This window comes from Salinibacter sp. 10B, assembly GCF_002954405.1.
Lineage (GTDB): Bacteria > Bacteroidota > Rhodothermia > Rhodothermales > Salinibacteraceae > Salinibacter.
Map to the genome: position 1 here is coordinate 1,234,222 of NZ_MQWC01000004.1, position 21,612 is coordinate 1,255,833.

The window sequence follows — 21,612 nt, forward strand, 5'->3', positions numbered from 1 at the left end:
CGGTCTGTTCTTCGTACTGGAGGGTGAGGAGGCAAAACCAGGGCTTCATCCGCTACTCGCCTCCTCTCTTTCATAATCGTTTCGGTTCTCCGACTTCAGTGGGGCCCTCTGTCGCCAGCAGAGGTGAAGTTGCGGAGAGCCGAACAGGGACGGCGGACCGTGGCGATCTCGTCTTGTCTTTGCCACGGCTTCTCACTTCTCTCTTCCGCCGTCCCTCCCCTTTTTGGGGATCGTCCGCCCTCCCGTCGTGAAGGCCTGTCGATGTGATACTGCCAATGCGTATCGGTAGGATGTGGGGCACGAAAAGCAACACGTGATGGCAACCGGCTCCGCACATTCCGATTCAAAGATCTCCTTTTACTCCACCCACACGGTTTTCGCGTTCACGAATTCTCGAATGCCGTGGTGCGACAACTCGCGGCCATAGCCGCTGTCTTTGATGCCGCCGAATGGGAGACGGGGATCGCTCTTCGTCATTTCGTTGACGAACGCACAGCCCACCTCCAGATCGCGGGCCATCCGCTCTCCTTTTTCCTGATCCTCGGTAAAGATGCTGCCGCCAAGCCCGAAGCGTGTATCGTTGGCGAGGGCAACAGCGTGATCAGTGTCCTCCGCCACCACCACGGATGCAACCGGTCCAAAGATTTCCTCTTCGAACGCCACGGTACCCGGCTCCACCTCCGTCAGGACCGTCGGTGCGTAGTAGATTCCCTCCCGGTCGATTGTATGCCCTCCTGTGGCGGCGACAGCCCCCTGTCCGATGGCACGCTCCACCTGGTCGTGAATGCCCTCCCGCAGATCCTTTCGAGCCAGCGGCCCGATGTCCGTCGAGGCCGCCATCGGATCTCCAACTGTTAGCGCCTCCACCTCGTCGATCAGCCGCTCCGTGAATGCATCGGCCACTGCAGCCTCCACAATGAACCGCTTGGCTGCAATGCAGCTTTGTCCGTTGTTCTGCATGCGCGCCGTGCAGCCCACCGAAGCAGCCTCCTCCAGGTCCGCATCCGCGCACACGACGAACGGATCGGAGCCGCCGAGCTCCAGCACCGTCGGCTTTACGTGAGCCGCAGCCTGCTGCGCGACGGCTTTGCCCGCCCCAACGCTACCGGTCAGTGTGGCTGCCCGCACGCGCCGGTCGCCCAGCACCTCGCCCACGGTTTCCTCATCAATAAGGAGCGTCTGCAACTCGTGCTCCGTAAAGCCGGCATCCTGCAGAACGTCCTCGATCGCAAGGGCGCATCCGGTAACGTTGGGGGCATGCTTCAACAAAATCGAGTTGCCGGCCATGAGGGCAGGGGCCCCAAACCGAAGGACCTGCCAAAACGGAAAATTCCACGGCATGACGGCCAGGACGGGGCCGAGCGGCTCGTAAGCGACATAGCTCTTCTGTGCATCGGTCTCGACGGGCTCGTCGGCCAAAAACTCGGCGCCGTTTTCAGCATAGTAGCGACACACCCAGGCACACTTCTCCGCCTCTGCGACGGCCTGCGACAGCGGCTTGCCCATCTCTCGGGTCATGAGTTTTCCGTACTCTTCGGCCCGCTCCTCGAGCAGATCAGCCGCGCGATTCAGGCGCTGTGCCCGCTCCTCGAACGACCGCCACCGATTGGCCTCAACGGCCGACTGGGCCTGATCGAGCCGGGTGTCCAGTTGGTCGGCTGTATGTGCCGAGTAGCGACTGACCTCATCGGTGGTAGCAGGATTGACGGAGACAAATTCCATGGCGGACGAGACTTTGGAACGCAGAGGTGAACGGCGATTGCACGACCGCCCCCCAATCCGTGATCCAAGACCGCACCCGAGCGCCCTCCGAAGTGAACGGCTCTCCGGATGATTCGTAGGGAAAGAGATCGTGGCTCCATTTCTGATTCCCGTCCTTCTGTCATGTCGTTCTCTCCGCCCCAGGATGTCTCACGGGCCCAGATTGAAGACCTCATCGGCCAGTCGGTCGAGGATCTTTCATTCTATCGGCGTGCCCTCACACACCGCTCTGTTCTTCGGGATCCTTCTGACCGCTCCCTGCGGTCCAACGAGCGTCTCGAATTTCTCGGGGATGCGCTCATTGACCTCGTGGTAAGCGAGGCCCTGTACCAGCAATTCCCCGAAAAGAACGAAGGGGAACTCACGCGACTGCGCGCCAAGCTTGTAAGTGGGTCGGCTCTCGCCCAGTACGCTCGCCGGATGGAATTGGGCCTGCATGTGCTGATGAGCGAGAACGCAGCCCAAACCGAGGGACGCGACAATCCAAACATTCTTGCGGACGCGTTCGAGGCAATTGCCGGGGCCCTCTACCTGGATCAGGACTACGCTGCTGCCGCGCAGTTTGTCCACGAGCGTGCGCTAGAGCCCTTCGACTTGGAAGACGTGGCTGCCCAGGACGAAAACTACAAGAGCCAATTGCTTGAACAGATGCAGGCCGAAGGACGTCCGCAACCGACCTACCGGGTAGTCCATGAAGAAGGCCCAAGCCACAACAAAACCTTTACCGTCGAGACCGTCGTGGGCGATACGACCTACAAACAGGGCACTGCCGGAAGCAAGCAGCAGGCCGAGCAGGAGGCTGCCCGCCGAACGCTCGAGTACCTGTAGCTCGTCGCCTCAGCACCTCCCCCTTCTCCTGCTCGTTCTGGACAGAACCGGAGCATGAAAGGCAAATGAGCATCCGTCGCCCATTAGCCACGGCCGGTGCGATTGAATCGGCTTGGAAGAGCTCCCAAAATGCTAGACACGATCCCCCTCGTTGCTCTGAATTGGATTCAGAGTCCATCCGACGATCGTTCTGACCTCCTCATTCGGCGAGAGGGACTCTGGCAATCTAGATGACCGAGATCAAGTCTGGACACCTCAGTTGCTGGGAATCTCTGTAGGATTACGAAATTAACCGCAGTACGATACTGCTTTCTTTGCATGTCTCCGTTCCTTCTCGTGAGGATGTGCATTTTTGGCCGGATCCAAAAATGCACGAAAAAGATCGCGGCTGTGAAGAAAATGCCTGACCTCTACTTCGGTCACGCGGAAATTCTTCGAAACTCGCTCCTGGCAATCTGAAATTGCCTCGCTCAGACAGCGAAGAATTTCCAGGGCGCGCTTCCTCCGAGAGGTCCGGGCGGCATTTTATTTAATGAGTCGCTACGCTCGTCTCTTCAAGGCCGGAAGAGTCTTTCTTTCCCTGGTGTCCCGCAAGAAGACTGCATCCGGCGTTTAATCTCATAAAGTCACACAGATTCCCTGGAGCGACGAAGGTGCAGTTTTCTGACGTATGGGAGGTGTTCAATAGCACCACCCGTATTAGCACTCCAACCTGCAATTGCCTGGCCCCTCCTTGCTTTATTGATTTTCAATATGGGGCTTCCTAATGTACACGTCCTCCATCCTCCACCACCCACTCTCTTCGAGTTATGAGTTCGTCAATGGATCGTCGCGACTTCGCAAAAATCTCCGCCACGGCCTTCGCGGGACTCAGCCTTGCCCCTACGTTGGGCTTCAGCACGGGCCCAGCCGCCGAACACGCTCCCCTCTACAAAATCTCGCTGGCGCAATGGTCTCTGCATCGGCATTTGTTCGACGGGGACCTGGACAACCTGGATTTTGCGCAAACGGCCCGGGAGGAGTTCGACATCGGCGCAGTCGAGTATGTTAACCAGTTCTTCATGGACAAGGCCACCGACCAGGGCTACCTGAAGAAGATGAAGAAGCGCGCTGCCGATGCGGGGGTCACGAACGTGCTCATTATGTGCGACGGGGAAGGAGCCCTTGGAGACGCCGATCCCGAAAAGCGGGCACAGGCCGTCGAGAATCATCACAAGTGGGTCGACGCCGCCAAATTCCTGGGATGCCACTCGATTCGCGTGAACGCTCGCAGCAGTGGAAGTTGGGAAGAGCAGAAAAAGCGCGCGGCTGAAGGGCTTCGACAGCTTACCGAGTACGCCGCCCCGAAAGACATCAGCGTGATTGTCGAAAATCATGGGGGCCTCTCTTCCAACGGGGAATGGCTAGCTGAGGTAATGGAGACGGTGGATCACGAGCACTGCGGGACACTTCCGGACTTCGGCAACTTTACGATCCGGGAGGGTGAGACGTACGACCGATACAAGGGCGTTCGCCAGCTCATGCCGTACGCGAAAGGCGTGAGTGCCAAAACCCACGAGTTCGACGACAGTGGGAACGAGGTGCACACCGACTACGAGAAGATCATGAGCATCGTGCTCGACGCCGACTATCACGGGTACGTAGGCATCGAGTACGAGGGCGATCAGCTTGGGGAGTATGAGGGCATCCGGGCCACGAAAAAGCTCCTGACGCAAACCCGGAAACAGCTTCAAGCAAAATACGGATGACCTCGGATCCGTCCCCCCGAGTGTACATGTGGAATAGTCTGAAGCGTCGTTGGACTCCAACGGCGCTTCGGTATTTCCTGGGGACGTCCGCGTTGGCGTACGTCTCCCCACAGCGGATATGCCTACCGTCTTCTCTTTCTTTATCCACCCACTGTCCCTGCCTCAATGTCCTCCCTTTCTTCTGAACTCGACCTTGCTCTCAGGCTGGCCCGTACCGCTGAGGACGAGATCCTTCCCCGCTTTCGTACGGTCACCTCCACCCGCAAGCCGGACGGCACCGAGGTAACAGAAGCGGACCGGGAAGCGGAACGCTCCATGCGCGAGCACCTGGCCGAGGCCCGACCCAATCACGCCGTACTTGGGGAGGAATTCGGCGACACCGGGCCGGACGACGCCCGATTCCAGTGGGTACTGGACCCCGTCGACGGCACGGCGGGCTTTACAATTGGAGTCCCCCTCTTCGGTACGCTCGTCGCGCTACTCGAACGGGGAACGCCGGTGGTCGGGGTCATTCACTTTCCGGCGATCAATGAAACGGTCTACGCCGCGCGAGATGAAGGCTGCTGGTTCCGTACCGAGGATGAGGAGATACAAGTGCAGGTGGACCCCGTCGATACAATTGGCGATGCCACCATCACCACCACGGCTCTCCATAGCTCGGACGTCACGGCAACCGAGGACCAGACGCCCTATCGGGTCACCGCTCTCGTGCGGGAGGCAGGCAAATTCCGCTTCGTGACGGATTGCCTCCAACATGCACTCGTGGCGCGTGGACGCACCCACGCAGCCGTCGACACGATCATGCATCCCTGGGATGTTGCCGCCCTCGTTCCGTGCGTTCGGGAAGCCGGCGGGGTGGCTGAGCCACTCGACGACTCGGCGGACGATGTGGTGTTCGGCGGCAGCCTCATCACGGCGGGAAGTAAGGCCCTGCTGGACGACGTCCGCACTCTCCTCCAACCGACAGGCCCCGAATCAACCTGATGTCGGGACGTGGAACCTTATGCCAATTCTCGTGGATCAGAATACCCTCTGCCAGGAACTCTGAATTGATTTCGAGTGCCCACTTCAACCGGTGGAGATTCTGCCTCGGAGTGCGGGATGACGTCGTTCGCAACGATGGCGGTCTCTGTACGAACCGGAGTTCGGAAATGTACTGTCATCGTCAGTAGACGATACTATTTCGTCCTCCTCGGCCCCCGTCTACACTTCGCCCGCCGTGTACCGGACGACGCGGCGCCTGTCCTTCTCGCCATGGAAAATCGTTCAGCACGCGGGGCTGGACACGTTCCTTGGGAATCCCTGGACCGGATGATCGCTCCTTGATGGCCCTGTGGCTACAGCATCCCTCCCCACTCTCTTGATTCCGCCCCGTCGCCCCATCATCTTCATGCCCACCCATGTCCCTGCACATTTCCCCGATTGATCATGCACCATCGCCTCGCAACGCTGGACTTGCACTTCCAAGATCGGGCCCACACCATCGCATCGTACCTTCTGCCCCACGATGACGGCGCGGCATTGGTCGAGACCGGCCCCGCCTCTACTGCTCCCATGTTGCAGGCCCAGTTGGCCGACCACGGCCTCACTCCGAACGACATCTCGGAGGTTCTTCTCACACACATCCACCTCGACCACGCGGGGGCTGCCGGCTGGCTGGCCGCCGAGCACGGCGCCACGATCTACGCACATCCGAAGGGTGCCCCCCACCTTGCCAATCCCGAACGACTGCTCCGCAGTGCGAGGCGAATCTATGGGGATGACATGGATCGCCTATGGGGCAAGACCCGACCGGTACCGGAGGAGCAACTTGCCGTGCTGGAAAACGGCGACACGCTGTCGATTGGAGGCGTAGACGTGACGGCACTCGAAACGCCGGGCCACGCCTCCCACCACCATACCTATGCGGTGGGAGACGTGCTTTTCACCGGCGACGTGGGCGGCGTGCGGCTTCCCGGGAAGACGTACGTGGAGTTGCCGCTCGCCCCACCGGAGGTGCGTCTCGACCTCTGGCGAGAAAGCCTTCTCCGCATCCGGACAGCGGTTCAGCATCACGACATCACCCACCTCGCCCCCACGCACTTCGGCGTCTTTGACGACGTGACATCCCACCTCGATCGACTGTCGGCGGCTCTCGAGGCAGCCGATGCGTGGGTGGACCGAACCCTTCCGGAGGTCACGGACAATACCGACGCCTTGCAGGACGCCGTCTCTGCGTGGATGCGTGAGCAGGCCACAGCCAATGGAATTGACGACGAGACGTGGGAGCTGTACGAGCTAGCGAACCCGAGCTGGATGGCGGCCCTTGGGCTACGGCGATACTGGAAGAAACACAAGGCCCCCTCTTCTTCCTGATTCCGGACGTCGACGCCCGAAAACGACTCCTCCGCACCAGAGAACGCTCCGGCCCATCTGCTCGATTTATTCTCCCCCCGCCTCCGGAAGCGAAATCTCAGGCTCGTCCGGGTGCGGACGATAGAGCAGGGCCGTACCGCCAATGGTACGCACCACGAGCACATCATCGAGCGCACCGGCGACGGCTTCGGCCAGGTCTCGCACGTCGCGCGGGGCATTGTCAAGCACACGAATGGTCACAAGCTCTCTCGTGTTGAAAGCCTCGGCAATGGCCTGCTCCACTGCCTCGGTCAACCCCTCTTTTCCAATGTGAATAAGAGGGTCCTGCCCATGCGCAAGAGAACGGAGGTGAGCACGTTGACGGGAGGTGAGTCGGTCGGGCATGGCAGTTGGTGCAATTGCGCAGAAGAACGGACGGCCTCAACGGGTCGCTGCGGCGTACGTGCCGCGTTCGCGGGAAGATGCGAGGGCTCCAACACAATTTCACGTGTCCGCAAATTGAATGACGCCCCACCGCCCGTTGATTAACCAATCAGGGTCTTCGGCGTTGAGACGATCGACCTGCGCCTGGTTCAACCCGGAAGCGACTTCGGCTTTGAGGGTGCGAAGGGCCAGCAGCGGCGCCGGAAAATAGGACACGACCTCCTCGAATGGCGTCGTATAGCTCCAGTGCCGGTCTCCCATCAGCCGCCGGTAGTTGGCGTCCCCCTTACTGATGAGGAGATCCGTGCGCGCAAGTTCGGCGTGCACGTTCGTCGGAAAGTCGCGGGCCGGAAGGGGCGAGGTCCAGGCATAGGCGTCGTGGAGTCGAAGGTGCCCCTCTCGAAGGGCAGTCCGTAGCCGACCGGCAAGGGCCTGGGTGGCCGGGTGGTCCTCCCTCCCAAGTCGGGTGAGGGTTGCGTGCACGTCCCGAATTGTCGCATCGGATACGAACGTGGGGTGAGCCTTGAGGTGAAGCACGAGTGGATGGGCGAGGCCGGCGGACAGAAGCCCGTCGATCATAGCAAGATCGGTGACCAGCTCAAACCCTGCATTGTCCGCCCACACGTCGATGCGCGCCGGGCGGTCGAAGGTCTCCAGATGATCGAGGGCCGCGGCTGTATCGTCGGCCAACGTGTGCTCCCTCTCCTGCCCTGTCCCTATATGATCCGGGCCCTCTGCATCGGCCGCCCACATGCTGAGATCCGCCTGATTCCCCCAGAGGGCCGTCCGCACAAGGCGGACGAGTTCCTCACGACCCGTCCCTGCCGACAGCGCCTCGGCTCGCCCCTGGGCTAGTGTGCGAATGGCATCGAGAGACGCCGTGTAGCCCTGCTCCTTCTGTCGCGTGAACGGATCGGACCATCTCCCGGGACCAGACTGAAAGTACCCAGTGGCTTCCATGATGCGGCGGTAGAAGTACGTTTCGCCAAAGAACCACGGGACCTCCAGCCACGACTGTCCCTCGTAGGGCGCAATTCGCTCGTTCCAGAGCGTCTCATCGGGGGCTCCTGGATCGTCCAGCCGCCGGATGGGGCCCTCTGGAATCTCGTCGATCAGGGCCTGGATCCGGTCGGTGATGCTGGCCGGAGCGTCATTTTCATCAATGACCCGACGCGCGATGCGCGGCCATCGGACAGTAATGGTATGATGAGCAAAAGAGTCTGCGTCCGTGCCTCGAAGGGGCGGGGGACGATCGTTATCAGTCGACAGGCGATTCACGAGCACGGAACGATCTGAGAAAAAGCATCGGGACGGCTCCCGTAACGCTCCTGTGCGCTTGGGCGTTCATGTTCAAAGTCAAAGATTGCAGTTGTTTCCACCGCGTGTGCAACCAAACAGGTCGTTGGGGGGCGTCTCCGACCGGATCTGGGCGACGTGGCTCCCCAAATGCTCTACGGCGTTGCCCCGGGCTGATGTGCCTCTTCTTTCGCCTTCTGCTCCTCCTGTTCAATCCTCACGATGTGATCCAATCGAATAGTCGTTCCCCCATCGAGGCGAATATACTCAGCCGTGCCTTCCGTGTATAGATCGCTAATCCGCCCGGCCTGCTCAACGCACTCATCGCCCGTCTCGACAATCAGCCGACAGGGCGTGCCCCGCATCATGCGAAGCCCCAGTTCGTCGTAGAACCGGCACTCAACTGGTTGATAAGCCGCATCGGACATCACAGAGACGGTCTCTATCCTTTGGGACCCGATCGGAGACTCGGCCCCTCCAGCCTCCCAGAAGCATCACCTCAGAGCTGCTCCACCTCCTCCGGCAACTCGCCATACAGCACATTGCCGGGCGCCGATGGATCATTTGAGAGGTAAAACTCGGTAGTGGCTTCCGCCAAATCCGCCTCCGTGAGGTACCCATCGTCGTCCCGATCGAGACGGCGAAACACCGCTTCGTCCGCCTCCACATCCCAGGCCGCAAGCCAGTTCAGAAACTCCTCCTCGGTGATGCGCCCGGATCCCGTTCGGTCGATGGCTCGGAAGGTGTACCGGGCCGCTTTCTGCAAGTTTGAAATCGACTGGCGATCGCTCCCCATGCTCACCGCGACCTTAAAGCGGGCCCAATACATCCGCCACTCCTCCCGCGTGATCTGCCCATCATCGTTTTCGTCCGCAAGGGTCGAGAGATGCTGCCACCACTGCATCACGCGCCGACGCAGTTGTGCCCGTTCCTCGCCGTCGGACACGTCGAGGCTCTCTGCCAGCCGATCGGCTCGCTCTCGAAAGTCCGCAGCCTCAATGACCCCGTTGTCGTCTTCGTCAATGAGATCGAAGTAGTAGGCCGCCTTTCGTCGCTGTAGATCGCCAAGCATGAATAGGGTCCGATGTGCGTGAGAACCGACGAAATTGAGAATTGGACTACCGGAAAATGGACAGAAAAGAAGATGTAGGGCGAAAAACGGAGTTCTGAGCCGCGGAGTTTCTTTTTCAATTCTGAGAGGACGTTCGCCCCCGCTGTCCCATACTGCAACTCGATCCGCAAATGTGCGACTGCTGCAACAATTCGCGTCCCACCGGATCGGCAGCGGAACCGGTTTCGTAACGTGAGCACGAATTGTCAAAGGGCTCGACTGGCTCTCTCCATTGTCTCACCGACGAACCGCTCCCGTTTCATGTCGAACAGCAAAGGGTGGATTTTTGCCGCCGGCGTATTGGCGCTTGCCCTCTCTCTTTATCTTTGGTTCAGCGGCAGCAAGCAGGCCGGCATTTTTGTAGGACTCTGGGTACCGTCGCTATGGATCCTCGCTGATCTCGTTGAGAAAACCGAGGTTATGTCCGAATGAATGTTCTCGTCGAGTACTTTGGGCTCCTCATTTTTGCGTTTGTCGTACTCGTCGGCGGCCTCGTAGCCCTCCCTGAGATGACGGCTGCCCCCCAAACGTCCGTTCGTGAAATTCTGGGGCTTGGCCTGGCCTTTATCGTCATCGCGGGAGGCTTTTCGTGGTACTACTTTGCCACCACTCCCCAAGATGTCGCCGGAGGCGAGCCGCCCTCCTCTCGACAGGCGCCTCGCCAGTAGCCTCCGTCTTTTCTGCCACACTCAGGTCTCGCTGTACAGGTCGTCGACAAACGCCTTAAACCAAGGCGGACGCATCACAAGAACGTATGCCACTAGGAATGGCACGATGGGCACCATAAACAGCAGGAGATCGAGCGCAACGATTCCGAGCGCGAGCACCCAGATGGTTTGTTCTGACATGGGAGGGATTTCGCTAGTTTGATGTAGAAGCAGGTGCCGGTCTCCCCCGACTCTTCTGACTCCCTGAAGGCCCTGAAGGTCAACATTGCCACGTGCCCTCAGATGTCTCTATTGTAAAATCGCCCCTGCAGGATTCCGTTGGAACGGAAGAGGTGCCCCTTTCCACTTCAGACTGTCCACCGGCGCTCCCCGCCTTCCTGCAGTTTGAGGATTCCGTGAGACAACTTGACACTTTCGGGTTCCTTCCTTCCTATAAAGGCGTCTCATCAAGAACGACCGAGGGAACAGGCCCGATGACGTCGTGGCAACCGGGTTCGCCCCCGCACAAATGAAGGCGAGCCGTCTTGGTGCCAACTCCTGCTCCGACTCCTCAGTTCTGCTGTGGTTTTCGGAGAAAGATGAGAGGAACGCGTCGCCCGCAGTCGTGCTGCGGTTCCGGGGCTATCCTCTGTCGTCTTGGTGAGACCGATTCCTCTTCTTCGCTCACCAAGACGCGGCTGCTTCCATGGACTTCGACCCGGAGACCACGCTGTCCCGTGCCGGCCAGACTCTCGATTCTGCCCCCCGCGGCGACGGTACGTCCAGCCATTCCCCCGCCTCTCACTCGATTGAGCCGGCAGGACGAACGAACGGGACGTCTTCGCCCCGTCCTTCTTCGTCTCCCCGAACCACACTCGAACAGACGCTTGCCGATCTTGACGGCGGCGCAGGGGCTGTGGCCTGTTCAACTGGACGCTCGGCCATGGCGGCCATCACGCATCTCCTTGACGCGGATGCCCACCTTATCTGTGGGCGCGAGTGTTCTGCGGATACAGCGCAGTTCTTTTCCCACCTCGACGAACGGGGCACGCTCTCGGTCTCCTACTGCGACCCGTCCAACCTTCAGGCGCTGACGACGGCCCTCCGCCCAACCACCGCGGCGCTCTGGGTGGAAACGCCGTCCGATCTGCATCTCCGCATTGCCGATCTGGACGCCCTCTCCGAGTTCGCCGACGCAAACGACCTGCTACTCATCGTCGACAATACGGTACTGTCGCCGGTTGCGCAGCGTCCCCTCGATCTGGGCGCCGATCTCGTTGTCTACTCATCCATCCAGCGCCTGAACGGCCACTCGGACGTGACGGGGGGCGCGGTCGTGGCCCAATCGACCGCACGGGCCGAAGCGCTTGATAGCATCGCAGACGCGTACGGACTCTACGCGTCTCCCGCCGACAGCAAACTCATCCTTCGCGGCACGAAGACCCTTTCCGTGCGCGTCCAGCAGCACGAAAAGAATGCCCGCTCGGTCGTCTACGAACTCGACGCGCACCCGGCGGTGAACCGCGTCTTCTACCCCGGACTGCGCACCCATCCAGGCCACAAGGCCGCGCGCCGTCAGCAGGACGGCTACGGCAGCCTCGTCTCGATAGCGGTCGACGAAACCGTGAACATCAACGCACTTTTTCGGGCGTTTAATGTATTTTCGGTTGGGCAAGCGCGAGGCAGCGTGGAATCGACCATCGAGCATCCGGCGTCCATGAGTCGTGCCTCGAGTCCGCACGCGCCCCACGAAGGGGCTACCATTCCTCCAAATCTCGTCCGCCTCTCCGTCGGAATCGAGTCGACCGACGATCTGCTCCACGATCTGGAGCAGGCCTTCGACACCGCACGCGCTCCTGAAACTGAACCGGCTCGCCCCCCGCAACCGGTACAGACAAGAACATGAGGTCGCCGGGCGGATCGAACGATCATTCGGCTACTCTTCTCTCCGCTCACCCTTCGTATTCACGGCCGTTCGATCAATTGGGCCTCGGACATATTGCCAAAACACGCGGAGGGCCCACGTGAGTCCCATCATCAGGCTCAGGATCGCTCCGAACGGGGAGAGGCCAATGAAATCGAACCCTGCATCCGCTGAATGCAGAAGACATCTGGCCCGGATGTAGGCCTTGTTGCTAAAATCCACATCCAGAAGACAAAAACTCGAGGGGCGGTTTCCGTCCACCTCCTACTGACGATCCTTGAGTCCCTACCCATCGTCCTCCAGTTGCTCCTCCAATTCCTCGATGCTGTCCCGCAACTCAGCGGCACGCTCGAATTCCAGATTCTCGGCCGCCTCTTCCATTTCTTCCTCCATCTGATCGATGAGGTCCCGCTTCTGGTCGTCGCTCAGGTACTCAACCACCGGATCGGCCACCTCGGATGAGAGTTGATCCGGACTGCCATAGTGGTGCCGTTCGCTACTTCCCTCCCCGTCGGATTTCTCGTCGGCAATGGCCGTCCCCATCTTGATCTCGTCGGGCGACTTCGTAATCGGCTCAGGCGTCACGTCATGTTTCTCGTTATACTCGAGCTGACGCTCCCGTCGGCGCTCCGTCTCGGCCATCATTTTCTCCATCGCCTCTGTAATTTCGTCGGCGTAGAGGATGACCGTGCCATTCACGTTGCGGGCCGCGCGCCCGGCCGTCTGGATGAGCGAGGTTTCCGAGCGCAGAAAGCCTCGCTGGTCGGCGTCGAGAATGGCGACGAGCGACACCTCGGGGAGATCCAGCCCCTCGCGCAGCAGGTTGACCCCCACCAGTACATCGTACTCGCCCAGTCGTAGACCGCGGATGATGTCCACCCGTTCCAACGCGTCGATGTCGGAGTGCATCCAGCGCACATCCACGCCGTAGCTGTCGAGATAGTCGGCCAAATCCTCCGTCATCCGCTTCGTGAGCGTCGTCACGAGCACCCGTTCCCCCTTCTCGGCCCGTTTGCGGATCTCTTCCATCAGGTCGTCCACCTGATTGCCCGTGGGACGCACGTCGATCTCCGGATCGGGAATGCCCGTGGGCCGCACTACCTGCTCCACGAACACCCCTCCGCTCTGCTCCAGCTCGTAGTCAGCGGGGGTGGCACTCATGAAAATGGTCTGCGGGGTCAGCTCCTCGAATTCCTCGAACGTGAGTGGGCGGTTGTCGAGGGCCGACGGGAGGCGAAAGCCGTGCTCCACCAACTTCAGCTTGCGCTGCCGGTCGCCGTTGTACATGGCGCGCACCTGTGGGACGGTAACGTGACTCTCATCGACCACCAGCAGAAAATCATCGGGGAAATAGTCGAGCAAACAATACGGGCGCTCGCCCGGCTCTCGTCCCGTAAGGTGGCGACTGTAGTTTTCGATGCCGGAGCAATAGCCCACTTCCTGCATCATTTCGAGGTCGAACATGGTGCGCTGCTCCAGGCGCTGGGCCTCCACCATCTTGCCCTCCTCGCGCAATACCGCCAGCCGCCAGCGCAACTCTTCCTTGATGTCATCGATGGCCGTCTTGAGCCGGTCTTCGGGCGTTACAAAGATCTGCGCCGGATACAACGTAAAGGTGTCGAGCTCCTCCAATTCCCGCCCGCTCTCCGGATCGATCAGGGCAAGACGGTCGATCTCATCCCCCCAGAACTCGATACGCAGGGCCTGTTCTTCACGATAGGCCGGAAAGATATCAACCACATCCCCACGCACACGGAAGACCCCGGGCTCGAATTCAATGTCGTTGCGCTCATAGAAGAGGTCAATGAAGCGGCGAAGCAGATCGTTACGCTCCACCTCCTGTCCCCGCTCAATGGGCACGATCTCTTTCCGAAACTCTGCCGGTGAGCCAAGGCCGTAGATGCAGGAGACGCTGGCCACCACGATCACGTCGTCACGTCCGCTCACAAGTTCGGAGGTCGCCCGCAGCCGAAGGCGCTCAATGCGGTCATTGATCGCCACGTCCTTCTCGATGTAGGTGTCGCTGGGGACGATATACGACTCCGGCTGGTAATAGTCGTAGTACGAGATGAAGTACTCGACGGCATTATGGGGAAAGAACTGCTTGAGCTCGCCGTAGAGCTGCGCCGCCAGCGTCTTGTTATGACTCATCACGAGGGTGGGCTTGTTCACCTCCTCGATGACGTTTGCCACCGTGAAGGTCTTGCCCGTCCCCGTCGCCCCCAGTAGCGTCTGATACTCGTCCCCTCGCTCGATGCCGTCGACAAGCTCGCCGATGGCACCCGGCTGGTCGCCCATCGGCTCGAAGTCAGAGATCAGGTCGAATTGCCCCCCGGTCTCGGACGGTCGGGGGGCGTCTTCGGGAACGTCCGGGACTTCGCTCAACTCCATGAAGGGACGGGAGACTTGATGCTGTGGAAATTATGTGTGCCCGAGAATCGTAAAACCGATGCGAGATTGGCAGGTTGCGCATTCGCACGGCCCAACGGGAGGACGACACTCGAGATTTACAGGGATCCATTATTTGCTCTCGTCCCGCCCTCGCGAAGAGGTGCGTACAAGAGTCGCCCCAGACCTCATTCGGCAAAAGAGCAGCGCCTTGTCGGCGAGCGCGAATGCGTCCCACCGGCTTAACAGAACCAAACGGACGCAGGCGGAGGACTCAGGTAAAGTAGAATTCCCAATCGATCCGGACAATCCGTCCATTCCGAAACTGCACCACCATGGATGTGGGCGTGGGTTCCGTTTCCTGATAGATCAGCTCGCCTTTTGACGGATTACGGCGGGTTGGGGGGCCGAGCTCATCAAGCACGTGCTGCTTGCTCAGTCCCACTCGCAACCCTTCCGGCGTGGCGTACTGCGTGCTCGACAAGGAGAGACGGACGAGAAACGTCTTCGCCTCATTGGTGACGTCGTATACCAAGGCTTCGATACCCGGGTACACGAGAGTGCGAAGGGTATCGACCTTCCCCCGCACATACTGATTGCGCACCGGCTCGATCTCGATAGTCTGCGGCGTCCCCAGACGTCTGACAAGGGTCTTGTACGATACGCTCCCATCGGACTGCAGGGCCTTCTGAATGAGACGGGCAACCACATCCGAGGGAGGGCCGGTTTCTGCTCTCGGCTCGGACCGCTCTACCACCGTAGCCCCACCTGGAGGCACCGCTCCATCATCGCCCTCCGACCTGGACCGGGTCGACTCTGCGCTCGAGCAAGCACTGAGTCCCAGGCTCACCCCCAGAAGTCCGATTAGTACGTACACAAGCTTTCGCAACATGACGTCACCACTCATGGGACGCAAAGACTCTGTAAAGTATACCTCAAACGGAAAAGCGTGATTCGCGAATATGTCCCTGGTTCACGAAACCAACGAACGATCTACGCTCCTCGGCCTCTTGCTCTTCGCCCCTGGTCGTCCCCTTTGGCGACGGGTCCCACTTCCGCTCGTACCGCAAAATACGGGTCTCACGTTACACTGTCACACTCGTTTCCTCCGACTACCTTACCGAGCAGCCCCTCCGACTCAGAACGCAACGTGTTTTCCAAAACGTTCTTCCGACGTTTGTCGCAGAGAATTAACTGACTCCTGAAAAATTTGAGGGCCTCCGTGCGTTTATGGAACCGGTCCCAAATTCTGGTGCTCCTCCGTGACTGCTCGGCGAACCTCGTCCTAAACATTCTCTTCAGCCATGACCGCTTCTGATACGTCCGCCTCATCTATGACCTCTTCCCGCAGCGGCTCGAAGCACTTCTCGGCAGTCCGCATGCCCATCGAAGAGCCGATTGGGGACCTGGATGATGCCGTCCAAAAACTAAAGCAATGCTCCTCCACGGAGCTTCACCGTGCCCGGCAGCATCATCGGCGCGCCCTCGAATCCCTTGAAAACGGAGGGTATACTGCCCTTTCCGACTCAACGCGCGCCCACCTGATCGACCATCTCCGCGACAATCTGGAAGCCCTGAATTTGGCGCTGGAGCCCGATGACGCTCCTTCTTCTAGCGCCCCCTCGGGAACTGAAGAGGCCACGCCGTCCACCGATGCGGACGCGTCTTTTGCCACCCGGGTCAAGCGATTCGTTCAACGTCTCTGGTCTTCCGAACAATCGTAACGACTCATTCCTGATCTTCCGGGGTCTTGAGGAATTCCTTCTTGGCGCGTTTGGCTCGTAGGTAACGGGCCCGATAGCGGTTGGCCCCGGTTCGTACGTCGGCCTCCCGAACGTCCCCCGCCGTTCCGTCCGCCACCGCGTCAAGCAGTGTCTCCAGTTGCTCTTTTTCAGACGGGGTGAGCTGTACGGTGTAGGTCTGCTCCTCTTCGCGCTCCAGCTTCGCCCACGTGCGGGCCGCCGCAATGACCAACGAACATGGTTCTCGACATGGGAATGCCCCTTGGCCCCGGGGAACGGAAAGCTCCCGACTGGGGGTTTCGTCCCATTCCCGTCGCTTCAAACATTGCGAATCGACACAACACGCCTCCGCTACCCAGTCGACGGCCGCCCCTTCCAGTTCTTCGGTAATGGCGTAAATCCCGGTCTGGCGTCTGGTGGCCTCGGCCCAGTGCGTAACGTCTAGCTCTCCCACGCGCTCGCGGTACCAGTTCGCAATCGAGGCCGGATAAATAAAATCGACGGTGCGAACAGCTGCCGCGGCGTCAAGCTCTGGAAAGATCCACCCGGACTGCAGCGTGGGCGCCGTGGAAAGCGGCCGATAATCTCCGTCTTCGTCGTATTTTGCAAGAAAACGAGCCTCCCGCGGGCGGTTCTGCACATCGAGTCGGTCGATCGTACAGTCCGCGTCCTCCACGTGCCGAATCTCGTAGGCCCGCCGTCCCTCATCGTTTAGTTGAACAGTTAGTAGCAATTGGCCCCATTGCTGCTGGACGCCCTCGGCAAGCACCGCCCGTCGATCAGAGGGTGAGACGTCTGCATTCAGGTCTTCAAGCCTCCGGAGAAAGGCCCGTCGCGCCGAATGCTGCGGGGCCCGCCGGTGCCAGAACGCCCATTCTCGAACAGCCGCCGGATGCTCTGCAAGTCTCCCGCGAAGCTCTGCCTCTGACAACTTGGTATAGATCTCCTCCTCTACGGCAAGGTGGTATTGACCGTTCGCGTGCGTAAGGGTGAGCACCTCTGTGTTGATGCCGTGCTCTGCAGCATGGGCACGCAGGCGATCGAGGGTTGGAAAGCACATAGGAGCCGTCACCGTATGTCGAACGTGTTCCGAGTCGTGCCCTCCTGTGCCCATTCTCACCAGGAATGCGTCTGCGATCGTCCCGTGCAAACAGCAAACAGGCCCCAGTTACGACGCCGCCCTCGCATCAGCAAAATGGGACGTTGGGACCGACGCCCCGGCATCTCGGGCCCGTTCAAGAATTACGTCGGCCACGAGCGGATCCGTTCCCACAGCGCCCGTATACCAGACCCGGTGTCCGTCAACCACAGTAGGCACATCATACCCGTCCCGATAGTCGGCAGTCAGCCCGATGTCTTCCGGAATGTCTTCCTGCGTGTGGTAGCCGTCGGCAACGAACAGCGGCACCACTGCAATGTCCTCACAATCGAAATGGGCCGTGAGCTCCGACACCTTCGGCGTCTCGTCCATGAAAAGCGCCTGCACCTCCTCAAAACGGCCGTAAGCACGGAGACGCTCGGCATGGTACCGGATTGCCTTCGCCGAGTTCTCGTTGCGTTCGGTGCCGTGCCCCACCACAGCCAGGCCGACGCGGGCGCCGGCACGCTCGTCCAGCACCGTATCCGCACGATGAGCAAGAACAGCACTCATGGCGTCGTGTGTGCCCACCGGACCACAGTAGTGCACCTGCAGCTCCACGTCGCGGGGCCGAAAGGAGACCGCGGTGTCACTCTCCCCGTCGGACGCCCAGGCCTCGGGGGTCCATCCATCGAGACGCAGTTCACGGGGGAGAACCTGCTCGGTAAAGTAGCCCTCGCTGATGAACAGTGGCACGACGTACGCCTCGTCGCCATCGAGGGTGCGCAACACCTCCCGAAACGACGGCTCTTCTTTCCAGAAAGCCTCCCGAACCTCTGAGAATGCACCGGTCTCCCGAACCCGATCAGCGTGGTTGAAGGCGGGCGTGCTGGAATCCGGATTGAGGTGCGAGCCGTGTGCGGCGATCACGAGCGTCTGAGCCATGGGGCGAAGCCAGCGTGCGTGTCTAAAAACGACGTAACGGCCCTCGTCTTCAGTGTTACTTTACTCCCGCTCCTCTCTGGCGGTCCCCTCCACGATGAAATCGACCGCCCAAAAACGACTGCCCCCGATCATATGCGTCCGCTGTTACCGTTTCGGCTGGAACAAAACCACTCCCCCCCGCTCGCTTCCCGACACGAGATCGAAGCGACCGTCGCCATCGAGATCGCCCACGGCAGGCGTCGCCAGGCGCGGCACGCCCTCCCACGAGAGTGCCGTTGGGGACGAGCCAAACGACGGCTCCGTCGCCGAGCCCGTATTGCGGAGAACAAAGAGTCCTTCCTCCGCTCCGATTAACAAATCAAGGGTCCCATCCCCATTCACGTCGTGAAGAGTGGGGGCACTTCGAGATCGGGCATCACTGGCCGGGAGGATTTTCGACCGTGCCCCGAACGAGGGCTCCTCCGCCGATCCCGTGTTGCGATACAAATAGACCGCGCCGTCGGCTGCCCCGACCACAAGGTCCAGCGTCCCGTCGCCCGTGAGATCACCGAGGGCGGGCGTGGCGTGACGTCCATCCATCGCAACCGCGTCCTCGTCGAGAACCGAAAACGACCCATCGCCCGTGCCGCGATGCACCGCAATGCGCCCCTTCCACGTCCCGAGCACGAGATCGTCAACGCCGTCGCCGGTAAGATCGCCGAGCGCGGGCGCATAGTGATACGCGGACGGCAGATCGAGCGCTCCGCTCCGCCGGTAGGTCGAGTCGGTGCGGAGGAGCCGATAGAGGCGGGAGGTGGCGCCCTGCTTGGGGTCAATCTTGTTGGCGACAAGCAAGTCGGGCGTATCGTTGCCATCGAGATCCCCAACCGCCACGGCGCTCTCACTCCCAATGTCGAGCCCGCCCACGAATTGGCGGCTGCGGAGACGATAGCCATCCTGTTGGCGCTCGTAGAAGTAGAAATTCTCGGCGAGACTGGCGTTGGCGTCGTCGGCCCCACCCAGCACCCCGACAAACAGATCCAACCGTCCGTTGTCCGTCCAATCAGTTAGGGCAGGTGCGTTGTACCCGCTCGTCTTGAGGGGATTAGACGGCGGAAAGGGCTCCGGTTCCCCACTCAGAACAGGATTGCCGCACGCCCCCGTATTCTCGATCAGGAGAAGTCCCGGCTCAAAGAAGTCGCCCCAGAAGAGGTCCGGATCGCCGTCGTCGTCAATATCAGCAAACGTGAGTGTATTGGCCCCATGCCGAATCCCAATTTTCCGATTCACAATTTCGATGCCCTCGAAGTTGTCGGTCACGTGAGCAAAGGTGGGCATGCCCGTCGAGTCGGTGGCCTCATAGCGAGAAATGGTACCGTCGAGCCGCCCCAGAAAAAGGTCCAGTCGCCCGTCGCAGTCGATGTCCGTTACGTTCGGAATGTTCTGCCGGTCGGAGAAGATGGCCTCTCCACTCGGCGTCCGCATCGTGTCGGCAGAAAGCTCAAAGGAGGGATTGGTGGCGGTGCCGGTATTGTGGTACGCCCGAAGATGGCTGTACGGCTGCTCGGCCAAAAGGTCCGGCACGCCATCCTGATCGAGATCCGCAAAGCGAAACCACTCCCCAACCGAAAGATCCCGATAATCGTCACTACGCCAAACAAGGCGCGGCTTCCCCTCAATCGTGACGCGCTCAAAAAACGCCACCTGGTCGGATTTTTCCTGTACGAACAGATCCTCGTCGCCATCGCCGTCAATGTCCACAAACTGCGGACGGGGCGTGTTGAACCCTCCGTAGAACGGATTGGAGATGGGCGTGCCCGAGGCATCCATGACAGAAAAATCCGGACGCACGACTCGACGGTAGTCCTCTGGAAACGATGCAGACTCGTCCGTGGCGGTCTGCGACGACCCGGCACACCCCATCCAGAGCAGACTGGCAACGGAGAGCACCGCGAAAAGAGAAACGACGGAGCGCATGTGCAGGAGGATGGTTCTACAAATTTCGCTCAGGGATGTCAATCGATTGACACACAGACGCCCCACTGGCCTGCTGGCCCAAAAACAGACGCACTGCAGGCACAACCGGAGCATTGCCCCCCCTCACCCCCAGAAAGGATCTCCCTGAGAGAGGACGATGTCTGTCGGGAGACGTGCCGTTCGACACAAAGGACACAGGGCGCTCAGGACACCAAGGTCCCCCCTACTCTCCGGACATCATGGCCCGCTGTCCCCCAAAGGTGCCTACTCCAGACGGATAGGTTCCCACCTCAATAACCTTCGTGATCTCGTTGGTCTTCGTGTCAATGACCGTAACAGTTCCAGCCTCGGGATTGTCTCCCTCAGGCGTGTAGGTGCCGTCCCGATTGTTGTTCGACACGAAGAGGTAGCGTCCATCAGGCGACAGCGCCGTGCCGTGAGGCTGTGCAAGCCCGTCCCCTTCAATGGTCGCCGTTACTTCGGCACTGCTTAGGTCGACGACACTGATGCTATGGGACATTTTGTTCGGCACGTAGGCCGTTTCACCGTCGCTGGAAATCACGGGGTGCCACGGCTGCTTGCCAACCTGGAGCGTATCGGTCACCGACAGGGTTGGGGACTCGCTGGCATCAAACAGCAGGAGTTGTCCCGTACGCTGTCCCCCGGCCAAGAGCGTATTGCCATCCGGTGTCATTGCGAACTGGACAAGCGTCTGCGTATCACCGCCGAGGCGCGTGAGTTTCGTCTCGCCCGTCTGTGTATTCATCCCCATGAGCTGATTCGTCGCCAGGCTGGCAATGAACGCGTGTCCCCCGTCGTCCCGCACAGCCAGTGCGTGGGGGCGCGGAAAGAATGTATCCACACGCTCGGCCACCTCCATTGCCTGCCGATTCAGGACCCCCATGCTCTTCGGCGGATCCACGGCGCTCATCGAGCGGCCCGCATAGAGGCGATCCGACGACGGATCGAGGGCCAGAAGGCCCGGCACCTCAAAATCCGTAATTTTCCCGACGATCTTATTCTCGCGGTTGAACTTTAGGATGGTGTTCTCCCCGATCATCGTCAGGTACCAGTATTCTCCATTCGGCTCAGCCACCACGTGATGGGGCTTCGCATTCTCCGAGAACCCCCGCTCTTTCAAGTCCACCTTCGCCTCCACCGACTGCGTGTTCATGTCGATGATTGAGATGGTGGCCTCGCCCTGATTACACACGTACAGCTTCGGGCTCTGGGCCGCGCTCGGCACCGACCACGCCCCTAGAAGCAGGAAAGAGAAGAGGAACAAAAACAAGCGTCGCATGAGCAGTCAGACGTTTGACAAGAGTCAGTACAAAGGAGCCGACAGGGGCTGTTGTACGAGAGGAGGCGGGGCCCATTCTCGCCCCGCCAGTCCTCCAAACCCGTTCTGTA

20 protein-coding genes and 1 riboswitch are annotated in these 21,612 nt (G+C 60.3%); of the genes, 8 read left to right on the plus strand and 12 right to left on the minus strand.

All coding sequences use genetic code 11. The features are described from left to right. Positions 1-357 precede the first annotated feature (357 nt). Complete coding sequence (locus BSZ35_RS05395) at positions 358-1,722, minus strand: NAD-dependent succinate-semialdehyde dehydrogenase (protein ID WP_105011485.1); 1,365 nt, start codon at positions 1,720-1,722, stop codon at positions 358-360. A gap of 162 nt (positions 1,723-1,884) precedes the next feature. Between BSZ35_RS05395 and rnc the strand changes: the two genes are divergently transcribed. The 4 genes from rnc (at position 1,885) to BSZ35_RS05415 (ending at position 6,692) form a co-directional block, all read left to right on the plus strand. Further along, positions 1,885-2,589 carry a ribonuclease III gene (gene rnc, locus BSZ35_RS05400; RefSeq protein WP_105011486.1) on the plus strand — a complete coding sequence of 235 codons (705 nt, stop codon included), beginning with the start codon at positions 1,885-1,887 and terminating at the stop codon, positions 2,587-2,589. Positions 2,590-3,398: 809 nt separating this feature from the next. Next, entirely contained in the window at positions 3,399-4,337 is a 939-nt protein-coding gene (locus BSZ35_RS05405) for a sugar phosphate isomerase/epimerase family protein (RefSeq protein WP_258096085.1), read from the plus strand. Between the two features lie 165 nt (positions 4,338-4,502). Beyond that, the gene (locus BSZ35_RS05410; protein WP_105011487.1) at positions 4,503-5,321 is read left to right on the plus strand and encodes an inositol monophosphatase family protein; all 819 of its coding nucleotides are present in this window, start codon (positions 4,503-4,505) and stop codon (positions 5,319-5,321) included. A gap of 444 nt (positions 5,322-5,765) precedes the next feature. Further along, positions 5,766-6,692 carry an MBL fold metallo-hydrolase gene (locus BSZ35_RS05415; RefSeq protein ID WP_105011488.1) on the plus strand — a complete coding sequence of 309 codons (927 nt, stop codon included), beginning with the start codon at positions 5,766-5,768 and terminating at the stop codon, positions 6,690-6,692. Between the two features lie 66 nt (positions 6,693-6,758). Here BSZ35_RS05415 and BSZ35_RS05420 read toward each other — a convergent pair whose 3' ends face one another. From BSZ35_RS05420 to BSZ35_RS05435, 4 genes are all read right to left on the minus strand, one after another. Next, positions 6,759-7,076, minus strand: coding sequence for a YhbY family RNA-binding protein (locus tag BSZ35_RS05420; RefSeq protein ID WP_105011489.1), 318 nt, complete (start codon positions 7,074-7,076; stop codon positions 6,759-6,761). A 99-nt stretch (positions 7,077-7,175) separates the two neighbouring features. After that, complete coding sequence (locus BSZ35_RS05425; protein WP_181149187.1) at positions 7,176-8,393, minus strand: damage-control phosphatase ARMT1 family protein; 1,218 nt, start codon at positions 8,391-8,393, stop codon at positions 7,176-7,178. A 173-nt stretch (positions 8,394-8,566) separates the two neighbouring features. Next, positions 8,567-8,839 carry a hypothetical protein gene (locus BSZ35_RS05430; protein WP_105011491.1) on the minus strand — a complete coding sequence of 91 codons (273 nt, stop codon included), beginning with the start codon at positions 8,837-8,839 and terminating at the stop codon, positions 8,567-8,569. Positions 8,840-8,910: 71 nt separating this feature from the next. Next, the gene (locus BSZ35_RS05435) at positions 8,911-9,483 is read right to left on the minus strand and encodes an EF-hand domain-containing protein (protein ID WP_105011492.1); all 573 of its coding nucleotides are present in this window, start codon (positions 9,481-9,483) and stop codon (positions 8,911-8,913) included. Between the two features lie 300 nt (positions 9,484-9,783). Between BSZ35_RS05435 and BSZ35_RS19465 the strand changes: the two genes are divergently transcribed. Next, positions 9,784-9,954, plus strand: coding sequence for a hypothetical protein (locus tag BSZ35_RS19465; RefSeq protein ID WP_181149188.1), 171 nt, complete (start codon positions 9,784-9,786; stop codon positions 9,952-9,954). Continuing rightward, complete coding sequence (locus tag BSZ35_RS05440) at positions 9,951-10,190, plus strand: hypothetical protein (protein WP_105011493.1); 240 nt, start codon at positions 9,951-9,953, stop codon at positions 10,188-10,190. Before BSZ35_RS19465 ends, BSZ35_RS05440 begins: the two co-directional genes overlap by 4 nt. 21 nt (positions 10,191-10,211) lie before the next feature. Here the strand turns inward: BSZ35_RS05440 and BSZ35_RS19470 are convergent, their stop codons facing one another. Beyond that, complete coding sequence (locus BSZ35_RS19470; protein ID WP_181149189.1) at positions 10,212-10,370, minus strand: hypothetical protein; 159 nt, start codon at positions 10,368-10,370, stop codon at positions 10,212-10,214. A gap of 260 nt (positions 10,371-10,630) precedes the next feature. Further along, a riboswitch (SAM riboswitch) is annotated at positions 10,631-10,775 on the plus strand. A gap of 100 nt (positions 10,776-10,875) precedes the next feature. On the opposite strand from BSZ35_RS19470, the gene BSZ35_RS05445 reads away from it, so the two are divergent. Next, entirely contained in the window at positions 10,876-12,075 is a 1,200-nt protein-coding gene (locus BSZ35_RS05445) for a PLP-dependent aspartate aminotransferase family protein (RefSeq protein WP_105011494.1), read from the plus strand. Positions 12,076-12,378: 303 nt separating this feature from the next. Here the strand turns inward: BSZ35_RS05445 and uvrB are convergent, their stop codons facing one another. After that, complete coding sequence (gene uvrB / locus BSZ35_RS05455; RefSeq protein WP_105011496.1) at positions 12,379-14,484, minus strand: excinuclease ABC subunit UvrB; 2,106 nt, start codon at positions 14,482-14,484, stop codon at positions 12,379-12,381. A gap of 271 nt (positions 14,485-14,755) precedes the next feature. Continuing rightward, positions 14,756-15,388, minus strand: a complete 633-nt coding sequence (locus BSZ35_RS05460; protein WP_105011497.1) for a hypothetical protein — start codon at positions 15,386-15,388, stop codon at positions 14,756-14,758. A 427-nt stretch (positions 15,389-15,815) separates the two neighbouring features. Here BSZ35_RS05460 and BSZ35_RS05470 point away from each other — a divergent pair, with 427 nt between their 5' ends. Beyond that, entirely contained in the window at positions 15,816-16,205 is a 390-nt protein-coding gene (locus tag BSZ35_RS05470; protein ID WP_146110006.1) for a hypothetical protein, read from the plus strand. A 4-nt stretch (positions 16,206-16,209) separates the two neighbouring features. Here the strand turns inward: BSZ35_RS05470 and BSZ35_RS05475 are convergent, their stop codons facing one another. The 4 genes from BSZ35_RS05475 to BSZ35_RS05490 form a co-directional block, all read right to left on the minus strand. Then, positions 16,210-17,283: a DR2241 family protein gene (locus BSZ35_RS05475; protein ID WP_105013738.1), complete on the minus strand. Its 1,074-nt coding sequence runs from the start codon at positions 17,281-17,283 to the stop codon at positions 16,210-16,212. 108 nt (positions 17,284-17,391) lie between these two features. Then, positions 17,392-18,246 carry a CbiX/SirB N-terminal domain-containing protein gene (locus BSZ35_RS05480; protein WP_105011500.1) on the minus strand — a complete coding sequence of 285 codons (855 nt, stop codon included), beginning with the start codon at positions 18,244-18,246 and terminating at the stop codon, positions 17,392-17,394. A 144-nt stretch (positions 18,247-18,390) separates the two neighbouring features. Then, entirely contained in the window at positions 18,391-20,202 is a 1,812-nt protein-coding gene (locus BSZ35_RS05485; RefSeq protein ID WP_105011501.1) for a VCBS repeat-containing protein, read from the minus strand. Between the two features lie 223 nt (positions 20,203-20,425). Continuing rightward, positions 20,426-21,502 carry a YncE family protein gene (locus BSZ35_RS05490; RefSeq protein ID WP_258096086.1) on the minus strand — a complete coding sequence of 359 codons (1,077 nt, stop codon included), beginning with the start codon at positions 21,500-21,502 and terminating at the stop codon, positions 20,426-20,428. Positions 21,503-21,612 lie beyond the last annotated feature (110 nt).

Bases quoted from the DNA above. Each gene is read 5' to 3' on its own strand.
- BSZ35_RS05395 (WP_105011485.1), bottom strand. From the start codon at position 1,722: ATGGAATTTGTCTCCGTCAATCCTGCTACCACCGATGAGGTCAGTCGC.
- rnc (WP_105011486.1), top strand. From the start codon at position 1,885: ATGTCGTTCTCTCCGCCCCAGGATGTCTCACGGGCCCAGATTGAAGAC.
- BSZ35_RS05405 (WP_258096085.1), top strand. From the start codon at position 3,399: ATGAGTTCGTCAATGGATCGTCGCGACTTCGCAAAAATCTCCGCCACG.
- BSZ35_RS05410 (WP_105011487.1), top strand. From the start codon at position 4,503: ATGTCCTCCCTTTCTTCTGAACTCGACCTTGCTCTCAGGCTGGCCCGT.
- BSZ35_RS05415 (WP_105011488.1), top strand. From the start codon at position 5,766: ATGCACCATCGCCTCGCAACGCTGGACTTGCACTTCCAAGATCGGGCC.
- BSZ35_RS05420 (WP_105011489.1), bottom strand. From the start codon at position 7,076: ATGCCCGACCGACTCACCTCCCGTCAACGTGCTCACCTCCGTTCTCTT.
- BSZ35_RS05430 (WP_105011491.1), bottom strand. From the start codon at position 8,839: ATGTCCGATGCGGCTTATCAACCAGTTGAGTGCCGGTTCTACGACGAA.
- BSZ35_RS05435 (WP_105011492.1), bottom strand. From the start codon at position 9,483: ATGCTTGGCGATCTACAGCGACGAAAGGCGGCCTACTACTTCGATCTC.
- BSZ35_RS19465 (WP_181149188.1), top strand. From the start codon at position 9,784: ATGTCGAACAGCAAAGGGTGGATTTTTGCCGCCGGCGTATTGGCGCTT.
- BSZ35_RS05440 (WP_105011493.1), top strand. From the start codon at position 9,951: ATGAATGTTCTCGTCGAGTACTTTGGGCTCCTCATTTTTGCGTTTGTC.
- BSZ35_RS19470 (WP_181149189.1), bottom strand. From the start codon at position 10,370: ATGTCAGAACAAACCATCTGGGTGCTCGCGCTCGGAATCGTTGCGCTC.
- BSZ35_RS05445 (WP_105011494.1), top strand. From the start codon at position 10,876: ATGGACTTCGACCCGGAGACCACGCTGTCCCGTGCCGGCCAGACTCTC.
- uvrB (WP_105011496.1), bottom strand. From the start codon at position 14,484: ATGGAGTTGAGCGAAGTCCCGGACGTTCCCGAAGACGCCCCCCGACCG.
- BSZ35_RS05460 (WP_105011497.1), bottom strand. From the start codon at position 15,388: ATGAGTGGTGACGTCATGTTGCGAAAGCTTGTGTACGTACTAATCGGA.
- BSZ35_RS05470 (WP_146110006.1), top strand. From the start codon at position 15,816: ATGACCTCTTCCCGCAGCGGCTCGAAGCACTTCTCGGCAGTCCGCATG.
- BSZ35_RS05475 (WP_105013738.1), bottom strand. From the start codon at position 17,283: ATGTGCTTTCCAACCCTCGATCGCCTGCGTGCCCATGCTGCAGAGCAC.
- BSZ35_RS05480 (WP_105011500.1), bottom strand. From the start codon at position 18,246: ATGGCTCAGACGCTCGTGATCGCCGCACACGGCTCGCACCTCAATCCG.
- BSZ35_RS05485 (WP_105011501.1), bottom strand. From the start codon at position 20,202: ATGCGCTCCGTCGTTTCTCTTTTCGCGGTGCTCTCCGTTGCCAGTCTG.
- BSZ35_RS05490 (WP_258096086.1), bottom strand. From the start codon at position 21,502: ATGCGACGCTTGTTTTTGTTCCTCTTCTCTTTCCTGCTTCTAGGGGCG.